Origin of the sequence: Acidisphaera sp. S103 (assembly GCF_009765975.1) — a bacterium.
Taxonomy (GTDB): Bacteria; Pseudomonadota; Alphaproteobacteria; order Acetobacterales; family Acetobacteraceae; genus Rhodopila.
Window position 1 is genome coordinate 138,271 of sequence record NZ_LMUJ01000101.1, and the last position, 8,317, is coordinate 146,587.

General features: G+C 64.6%; 9 protein-coding genes. 5 read left to right on the forward strand and 4 right to left on the reverse strand.

What is annotated here, in order from left to right; all coding sequences use genetic code 11:
* Positions 1-113 precede the first annotated feature (113 nt).
* From dapF to ftsY, 3 genes are read left to right on the forward strand one after another with little or no spacing between them, the layout of a single operon-like run.
* Positions 114-911, forward strand: coding sequence for a diaminopimelate epimerase (dapF, locus tag GSQ89_RS33180; RefSeq protein WP_158932512.1), 798 nt, complete (start codon positions 114-116; stop codon positions 909-911).
* Positions 908-2,137, forward strand: a complete 1,230-nt coding sequence (gene mtaB / locus GSQ89_RS33185) for a tRNA (N(6)-L-threonylcarbamoyladenosine(37)-C(2))-methylthiotransferase MtaB (protein WP_158932384.1) — start codon at positions 908-910, stop codon at positions 2,135-2,137. Before dapF ends, mtaB begins: the two co-directional genes overlap by 4 nt.
* Positions 2,137-3,072 carry a signal recognition particle-docking protein FtsY gene (ftsY, locus tag GSQ89_RS33190; protein ID WP_158932385.1) on the forward strand — a complete coding sequence of 312 codons (936 nt, stop codon included), beginning with the start codon at positions 2,137-2,139 and terminating at the stop codon, positions 3,070-3,072. Before mtaB ends, ftsY begins: the two co-directional genes overlap by 1 nt.
* Positions 3,073-3,075: 3 nt before the next feature.
* Here ftsY and GSQ89_RS33195 read toward each other — a convergent pair whose 3' ends face one another.
* Positions 3,076-3,729 carry a glutathione S-transferase family protein gene (locus GSQ89_RS33195; RefSeq protein ID WP_158932386.1) on the reverse strand — a complete coding sequence of 218 codons (654 nt, stop codon included), beginning with the start codon at positions 3,727-3,729 and terminating at the stop codon, positions 3,076-3,078.
* Between the two features lie 305 nt (positions 3,730-4,034).
* On the opposite strand from GSQ89_RS33195, the gene GSQ89_RS33200 reads away from it, so the two are divergent.
* Both GSQ89_RS33200 and GSQ89_RS33205 read left to right on the forward strand, forming a co-directional pair.
* Positions 4,035-4,811, forward strand: coding sequence for a glucose 1-dehydrogenase (locus GSQ89_RS33200; RefSeq protein ID WP_158932387.1), 777 nt, complete (start codon positions 4,035-4,037; stop codon positions 4,809-4,811).
* Entirely contained in the window at positions 4,808-5,077 is a 270-nt protein-coding gene (locus GSQ89_RS33205) for a DUF2442 domain-containing protein (protein ID WP_158932388.1), read from the forward strand. The genes GSQ89_RS33200 and GSQ89_RS33205 overlap by 4 nt, the downstream gene beginning before the upstream one ends.
* Before the next feature lie 380 nt (positions 5,078-5,457).
* Here GSQ89_RS33205 and GSQ89_RS33210 read toward each other — a convergent pair whose 3' ends face one another.
* From GSQ89_RS33210 to GSQ89_RS33220, 3 genes are all read right to left on the reverse strand, one after another.
* Positions 5,458-5,937, reverse strand: a complete 480-nt coding sequence (locus tag GSQ89_RS33210; RefSeq protein ID WP_158932389.1) for a pyridoxamine 5'-phosphate oxidase family protein — start codon at positions 5,935-5,937, stop codon at positions 5,458-5,460.
* 224 nt (positions 5,938-6,161) lie between these two features.
* Positions 6,162-6,716, reverse strand: coding sequence for a GNAT family N-acetyltransferase (locus GSQ89_RS33215; RefSeq protein ID WP_158932390.1), 555 nt, complete (start codon positions 6,714-6,716; stop codon positions 6,162-6,164).
* 47 nt (positions 6,717-6,763) lie between these two features.
* Positions 6,764-8,107 carry an AarF/ABC1/UbiB kinase family protein gene (locus GSQ89_RS33220; RefSeq protein ID WP_174254963.1) on the reverse strand — a complete coding sequence of 448 codons (1,344 nt, stop codon included), beginning with the start codon at positions 8,105-8,107 and terminating at the stop codon, positions 6,764-6,766.
* Positions 8,108-8,317 lie beyond the last annotated feature (210 nt).

The following is an 8,317-nucleotide window of genomic DNA, read 5'->3' on the forward strand; positions in this document are numbered from 1 at the left end:
CCCGGGCGTCCGTCACTGATCGAGGACGCCGTTTGGCACTGCGCCGGGTCCGATCGAACGATCCGTCCGCCGTGGACGTTTCGTTCGGGGCGATCATGCTCTATATGCGCGCCATGGTTACCCCGTTTGTGAAGATGCATGGCTGCGGCAACGACTTCGTCATCCTCGACGATCGCTCGCACGCGCTCGGCATGACGCCATCCCGAGCGGCTGTGCTCGCTAACCGGCATACCGGGATTGGCTGCGATCAGTTGATCGTCATCGAGCCTGCCGAAGCCGCCGATGCGTTCATGCGCATCTACAACCCTGACGGGTCCGAAGCCGGCGCCTGCGGCAACGCCACGCGCTGCGTCGCCGATATCCTGATGCGGGAAACCGGACACACCGGCGTCGTCATCCGCACCATCTCCGGCGACCTGCCCGCCCTGCGTCGCGCCGACGGCCTGATCCAAGTGGACATGGGACCGGCCGGGCTTGACTGGACCGATATTCCGCTAATTCGCCCGATGGACACGCTGCGGTTGGATCTGCCCGGCGAACCGGCCGCCGTCAGCATGGGCAACCCGCATGCGACATTCTTCGTCGCCGATCTGGACGCCGAACCGATCACCGTCAGGGGTCCGAAGCTGGAGCACGATCCGCTGTTTCCCCAGCGCGCCAACATCGGCTTCGCCCAGGTGATCGATCCGGACACCATTCGGCTGAGGGTCTGGGAACGCGGTGCCGGCCTGACGCTGGCGTGCGGGTCCGGCGCCTGCGCCACCCTGGTGAACGCGCACCGGCGCGGACTGACTCGCCGGACGGCGCGCGTCATCGTCGATGGCGGCGAACTCGAAATTACCTGGCGCGATGACGGCCACGTCCTGATGACCGGCCCCGTCGCCACCGCATTCCACGGCCAGGTCGCATGACTGTCGATATCCTCACCTTCGGCTGCCGCCTGAACGCCTACGAAAGCGAGGTCATGCGCGACCTGTCGGCGGCCCAGACCGACACGATCATCGTCAACACCTGCGCTGTGACGGCCGAGGCCGAACGCCAGGCCCGCCAGGCGATCCGCCGTGCCGCCAGGGAGCGCCCGGATGCGCGGATCGTCGTTACCGGCTGCGCGGTGCAGATCGACCCGTCCGCCTGGGCCGGATTGCCGAACGTGCACCGCGTCCTGGGCAACGACGACAAGCTGAAGCCGGAAAGCTGGCTGCCCGACGCCGGTTCCGCCGTCTCCGACATCATGGCGGCCCGCGAAACCGCTGCGCACCTGGTCACCGAGTTCGCCAGCCGCGCTCGTGCCTTCGTGCAGGTGCAGCAGGGATGCGATCACCGCTGCACGTTCTGCATCATCCCGTTCGGGCGCGGCCCCAACCGTTCGGTGCCGATCGGGGTGATCGCCGACCAGGTACGCACCCTGGTCGCCGGCGGGTATCAGGAGGTGGTGCTGACCGGGGTCGACATTGCCTCCTACGGGCCGGACCTGCCTGGGGCGCCGTCGCTGGGCCAGATGATCCGGCGGGTGCTGCTGGCGGTGCCGGAGCTGCCCCGGTTGCGGCTGTCGTCGATCGATCCCGCGGCGATCGACGACGATCTGTGGCGGTTGATCGCCGAGGAGCCTCGGTTGATGCCGCACCTGCATCTGTCGCTGCAGGCCGGCAGCGACCTGATCCTGAAGCGCATGCGCCGTCGGCACTCCCGAACCGGGGCGATGTCAGTGGTCCATCGTGCGCGCGATCTGCGGCCGGGGATCGCGCTTGGCGCCGACCTGATCGCCGGGTTCCCCACGGAAACCGACGCGCTGTTCGACGAGACGTTGCGCTTCGTGCGGGAAGCCGCCCTGCCCTACCTGCACGTATTCCCGTACAGCGAACGTCCCGGCACACCGGCGGCCCGCATGCCCTCGGTGCCCAAGCCGGTCCGCAAGGAACGTGCCGCCGCACTGCGGGAAGCGGGTCTGATAGAGGCCCGCCGTTTCTTCGCCGGTCAGGTCGGCCGCATGGTGTCGCTGCTGACCGAGGCCGATCAATCCGGCCATAGTGAACATTTTGCGCCGGTGCGGCTCGCCGAACCATTGGCCGCCGGGCGGCTGGTGCGCGCGACGGTGACCGGCGCCACGGACGATTCATTGCTGGCGGAGGCCGCCTGATGGCACTCGGTGGATTTTTCTCGCGGCTGAAGGAAGGCCTGACGCGCAGCACACAGAAGCTGTCCGGCGGCATTACCGCGGTGTTCAAGAAACGCCGCCTGGACGACGAGGCGCTGGAGGAACTGGAGGAACTGCTGATCTCGGCCGATCTGGGGACGGAAGCGGCGCGCAAGGTCATCGCGGCGTTCCGGCGCAGCCGTTTCGGCAAGGAAGTGACCGACGAGGAGATCAAGCAGGCTCTGGCCGAGGAAATCGCCGCCATCCTGGCGCCCGTCGCCCAGCCGTTGGAACTCGATCCGGCGCGCAAGCCGCATGTGGTGCTGGTGGTCGGCGTCAACGGCGTCGGTAAGACGACGACGATCGGCAAGATGGCGCAGCTCTACCGGGAACAGGGCAAGCGGGCGGTAATGGCTGCCGGGGATACTTTCAGAGCAGCTGCGGTGGAGCAGTTGCAGATCTGGGGCGAGCGGACGGGAACGCCGGTGGTGGCGGGCGGAAAGAATGCTGACTCGGCGGGGCTGGCGTTCGATGCGCTGACCAAGGCGACGGCCGATGGTGCCGATGTGCTGCTGATCGATACCGCCGGGCGGCTGCACAACAAGGCCGCGCTGATGGACGAACTGGGGAAGATCATCCGGGTGCTGCGCAAGCAGGACGTGACCGCCCCACACTCGGTGCTGCTGGTGCTGGACGCGACGACGGGGCAGAACGCGGTACAGCAGGTGAAGGTGTTTAAGGAAATGGTGGCGGTCACCGGACTGGTAGTCACCAAGCTGGACGGCAGCGCCCGCGGCGGCATCGTGGTGGCACTGGCCGAGGCGTTCGGCCTGCCGGTTCATGCCGTGGGTGTGGGCGAGAAAGCCGGCGACATGCGGCCGTTCGACGCGGGGGATTTCGCCCGCGGGCTGGTCGGGGCGGAGATGGCGGCGACGTAGCGGCTAGGGCGCGATCTCGGCATCTTGCATCGCCAGAAGGTCGAACGGTTCCGCAAAGCCGGGCAATGCCTCAATGCGTCGTGCCCAGGCAACGACGTTCCGCCAAGGCGTAATGTCCTTCCCGCCAAGGCGCGCGAAAGCGATGTCGCTGTAGCAGCAGATGTCGGCGATCGTCGTCGCGTCGCCAACGAGAAAGCGACAACCGGACAGGTGCTGGTCCATGCGATCCAAGGCAGACCTGCCCTTGCGGTCAAACTCCGCCACCAGGACCGGATCGAACGACAGCGGCAACAGTTTGCGACGGCCCAGTTCGACGCTGTACCACGCATAAAGCGGCGGCATCAGCCGGTCGGCATCCCAAAACAGCCACTCCCGGATGTGCTGACGCGCTTCGTCATCGCCCGCGCCGAAGCGACCGAGCGTATGCGCGAGGTATTCCAGGATGGCCGCCGACTGCACGAAGACCCTGCCTTTATGTTCCATCACCGGCACCTGGCCCCAGCGGGACAGCGCTCGGAATTCAGGCGTCAGGTGCATACCGCGCTGAAAGCTCACGTAGCGAAAGATGAAGCCCTCGCGACACAGGCGTAGCATCAGCGCCACCCGGTAAGTCGGTAGGGAATGTGGGCTTCCGTGTAGCGTGAACCCATCGCTCATCGCTGCCTCCTCGGCTTGATGCAAAGCCTAAGGCTTCGTGCATAACCAAATGCTTCGATGTTGGCACTGTCGCCCAGTCCCGTCATGGCAGGCGTAGGCCTGCTATCCACGCCTTTTCCGAGACCTACACAGCAAGGCTTGGATGACGGGCCTTCGCCCGCCATGACGATGAGAGGCCGGCGGCGTTCGCCGGACAATTCGCTTATTCCCCGGCGAGCCCTAACACGAGGGTCCTTGTCGACGTAGGCTTGGAATCCGTCCGCTGACACGGGATGATCTCTGGCGAGCCACAAACGGGGGAAACCATGGCACTGCTCGATGGGAAAGTCGGGATCATCACGGGTGCGGCGTCCGGCATCGGCGCGGCGACGGCACGCACGCTGGCGCGCGAGGGCGCCAAGCTGGTGCTGGCCGACATCGACGATGCCGCCGGCGCCGCGTTGGCCGATGAACTTGGTGGTGTTTACCTGCATCTCGACGTGGCCGAGGAAGACGGCTGGCCGGCGGTGATCGCCGCGGCGGAGCGGTTCGGGCGGCTGGATATCATGGTCGCCAACGCGGGCATCGGCATCATGGGCAACGCCATAGACATGTCGCTGAAGGACTGGCGGCGGCAGATGACGATCAACGTCGACGGTGTGTTCCTTTCGGTGAAGTATTGCATTCCGGCGATGCGACGCGCCGGCAATGGCGGATCGATCGTGATGCTGTCATCCGTCGCCGGGCTGCGCGGGTCGGCTGGGCTGGCCGGCTACAGCGCGACCAAGGGGGCGGTGCGGCTGTTCGCGAAGTCGATGGCGCTGGAATGCGCGCAGGCGGGCGACGGGATCCGGGTGAACTCGGTGCATCCCGGGATCATCGCGACGCCGATCTGGACCAAGCTGCCGGTGGGGCAGAACCGGCCGATCGATCCGTACGCCGTGGCCGAAACGACGGTGCCGCTGGGCAAGGCCGGCGAAGCGTCGGAGATCGCCGACGGCATCCTGTTCCTGGCGTCCGATATGTCGAGCCACGTGACCGGGTCGGAGCTTGTCATCGACGGTGGCATGACCGCGGGGCGGATTACGCGGTTCACGCAGTGACGCTGTTCGAGATTGTTGGGGCTGTTGCCCGTCCGGATCATACCGTCTCGATCACGTGGTCGGACGGTGTGGCCGGGGTAGTCGATTTCCTGCCGATCATCGACCGTGGCGGATGGTTCACTCCGCTGCGGGACGGCGATTACTTCGTTGCGACGATGGTTTTGCTGGCGGCCGGGGCCGGGCTGACGTGGCCGGAGGAGGTTGATTATTCGGCGGATTTCCTGCGGCAAGTAGCGTTTCCGAATGGATTGCCGAACGCTCGATGACGGTCTTGGGAATGCTGACTGGGCGTGGTGTTTTTTAAGCCAGTTAAGCCAAGTCGCATTCGGAAGAAATGGACGGGCGCGTGATTCGCGGATGCGCCCATATTCAAGAAAGCAAGAATTTAACACAGATTTAGCGGATTAAGTGCACAGATTACACTGAGGCAAACTGGTCGGCGGAGTGCCCCCGGCGAGGCTTTATGCGGCACGTGCGTTGATATCAGAATCACGACGGTGCCATCACTTTCCGTGAAATCTGTGTGCTTTATCCGAAAATCTGTGTTAACGCCTTCCTTTTTTGGGAACCCACCCGTTTTGAACGGATGTATGATCCCGATAAGGTGTCGACTCAAATACCGTGTCAGTCTCAATGAAAATTACGATCAGTTTCCTTGGCGGCGATACGGGTCATTGGCCGGTAGGATATTCTTGATATAATCACGGCTTTTCCAGTCCGGCGCGGGTGGTTCGTAGCCGGGATGCGGCAGATAGGCGGACAGGCGGCCGCCTTCCAGATCATGCACTGAACGAGGGCAGTTGGAAAACATCTCGCACTCGACGCGCACGACCAGTTTGGCGGCGTGGTGCCGCGCCAAGGCTTCGGCATCGTCCAGGATGGTGGCGTGGCCGTTGATGCGAATGCGCGTCGTCTTGCCGTCGAATTTCACGAACAACAGCCCGACGCTTGGGTTGCATTTGATATTGCCGAGTGTGCGGTACATGGAGTTGCCGTCGTACTCAGGGAATTCTATCGTTCCAGGAGCAACGATCTTGACGAAGCCAGGCATGCCGGAGCGCATGCTGCAATCGGTATAGTCACCGTAAGACGTGGCGATGAAGAAGAACGGCGTGGTCTCGATCATGACGCGATCGTCGGGCCAGAAATCATAGCGTCGCCGATGCGCGGCCAGGCCGTCGGCGACGCGGCGGCCGTCGAATCGATCCTGCAAGGCGCGCATGCCGTCATGGTAGAAGGGGCGCCGTTCGGTCATTGGTCTGTCTCCCTACATCGCAACCGAGCTCACCGTGATGTGCCTCACTTCCCGGAATCTCTTCATTTGCTGCGGGTCGGTTCGATCGATCAATGCTACGGCGAGGCCGCCCGCCGCTTCCAGTCCGCCGCGAGCAAACCATACATCAGGATGTCGGCGAACCGCCCATCCGGCATTTTCAGGCGTTCGCGCATCGGCCCACTTTCCAGTCTAAATCCGATGCCCTCGGCGAGTCGCACGGACGCGTGGTTGTCGGGATCGATCAAGGCCTCGACCCGGTTGACCCGCAGGTCCTCGAAGCAATGATCGAGCACCGCCGATACTGCCTCGGTCGCCAGACCACGCCCCCAGAACGATCGGGCGAGAATATAGCCGATCTCCAGACGCTCATTAAGAACTTCCCGATGGTGGTAGTTCAGGAAGCCCATGGCCTGGCCGGTTTCTTTCAAGATCACCGCCCAGGCGGCGTGGAACTCCGGCGGTGCGGAGACCGAACGACGAATTCCGGGCACCAGATCGTCGGAGCTACGCGAAGGTGGCGCGTTCCAGAACCGCATCGCCTCCAGATCGGAGAAAATCACATGCATCGCCGGCGCGTCTTCCTCCGTCCAGGGACGAAGGGTCAGCCGGGGCGTGTCCAGAACGGTCATGGCGCAATCCTACAACACGCCTGATGAATCGGACGAGCAAACCGCCCCTACCCCGCCGCCGGAACCCCAGCCTCGGCCAGTGCCGCCGCTTGCCGTTCCGCAAGGGCGGCTTCGTTGAAGTCGGCGATCAGTTCCTGGAACAGCCGGCTCCAGTTCAGTTCGGCTTTCAGCCGCAGGAAGACGCCGCCGAGGCCGATGGCGGAACGGTCCATCAGCACGAACTCGCGGGGCGGTTTCACCCCGCCGGTGCGCTTCAGCCCGGCATGCACCCGTTCGGCGACGTCGCGGCCGAAGGTGGGATCATCCGTCTCCTGAATACGGCGCACGCGATCCTGGGTCAGCGGCTCGTACAAAAACCGAGCCCACATGTTCAGGACGTCCATTTTGTCGCGGGAGAGGTCGGTGAAGCCCCAGGTTTCGTAGGCGTGGTGGGCCTTGTCGTCGTCGTTGTCGCGCACCGCCTCGAACAGCGCGATGACGCCGGAGACGAAGCTGGCGTCGAACACCCGGATGGCGCCGAAATCCAGCAGGTTGACCGACCCGTCGGGCCGCACCTGGTAGTTTCCCAGATGCGGGTCGCCGTGGATCACGCCGAACCGGTAGAACGGCACATACCAGGCCCTGAACAGCGCCTCGGCGATCCGGTTACGCTCCTCCTGCGGCGGATCCTCGGCGAGGCGCTGCATCAGCGGGCGGCCGTCCAGCCAAGTCATTGTGAGCAGGCGGTGGGTGCTGAACGCGGGCCGCGGGACCGGAATGTGGACGCCGGGCTGGTCGCGCAGCATCAGCCCGTAGAGCCGCATCTGGGCGGCTTCACGCAGGTAGTCCAGTTCCTCGCGCAGGCGCTCGCGCAGTTCCTTGTAGATCTCGTCGTGCTGGATGGCGCTGTCCATGCGGTGATAGACCGCCATCGCCAGCTTCAACTGCCGCAGATCGGCTTCCACCGTGCTGGGCATATCCGGATATTGCAGCTTGCACGCCACATCCGTTCCGTCCGGCAGCGTGGCTCGGTGCACCTGCCCCAGGCTGGCGGCGGCCGACGCCTCCTGATTGAACGACGTGAACTTCGACCGCCAATCCGGCCCGAGCTCGCTGCCCATGCGGCGGCGAACGAAGTTCCAGCCCATGGCGGGCGCGTTCGCCTGAAGCTGCGCCAACTCCGCGGCGTATTCCGCCGGCAGCGCGTCGGGTACGGTGGACAGGAACTGCGCCACTTTCATCAGCGGCCCTTTCAGGCCGCCGAGGATGAGCTTCAGGTCCTCCGCATGCGCGGCCTTGTCGGTCTTGATGCCGAACACGCGCGCACCGGCGACGCGGGCAGCGATGCCGCCGACGGCGCCGGAGGTGCGCGCGAACCGGCGGATTTCGCCGAACAGGTTGCTACCGGACATCGGGTTGCCCACACAGGCGTCGCACAAGGCACGACCAGGCAGGCGGTATCATTGGGTTGCTCTCGTCCGGGTTTGCATCACTCTTCATATTTGCCACCCGGACCCGATTGCAACCCGCTGATTCGGTTGCGCGATGTCAGTGCTAAGGCATTGCGGATGGATTAAGTACCTGAGGTTGGGATGGTTGCCCAACCCCGTCATGGCGGGGGG

What these genes read in the sequence shown, in the direction of transcription:
- GSQ89_RS33195 (WP_158932386.1), bottom strand. Translation starts at nt 3,729, where the DNA reads ATGAGCGATGGGTTCACGCTACACGGAAGCCCACATTCCCTACCGACT.
- dapF (WP_158932512.1), top strand. Translation starts at nt 114, where the DNA reads ATGGTTACCCCGTTTGTGAAGATGCATGGCTGCGGCAACGACTTCGTC.
- mtaB (WP_158932384.1), top strand. Translation starts at nt 908, where the DNA reads ATGACTGTCGATATCCTCACCTTCGGCTGCCGCCTGAACGCCTACGAA.
- ftsY (WP_158932385.1), top strand. Translation starts at nt 2,137, where the DNA reads ATGGCACTCGGTGGATTTTTCTCGCGGCTGAAGGAAGGCCTGACGCGC.
- GSQ89_RS33200 (WP_158932387.1), top strand. Translation starts at nt 4,035, where the DNA reads ATGGCACTGCTCGATGGGAAAGTCGGGATCATCACGGGTGCGGCGTCC.
- GSQ89_RS33220 (WP_174254963.1), bottom strand. Translation starts at nt 8,107, where the DNA reads ATGTCCGGTAGCAACCTGTTCGGCGAAATCCGCCGGTTCGCGCGCACC.
- GSQ89_RS33215 (WP_158932390.1), bottom strand. Translation starts at nt 6,716, where the DNA reads ATGACCGTTCTGGACACGCCCCGGCTGACCCTTCGTCCCTGGACGGAG.
- GSQ89_RS33210 (WP_158932389.1), bottom strand. Translation starts at nt 5,937, where the DNA reads ATGATCGAGACCACGCCGTTCTTCTTCATCGCCACGTCTTACGGTGAC.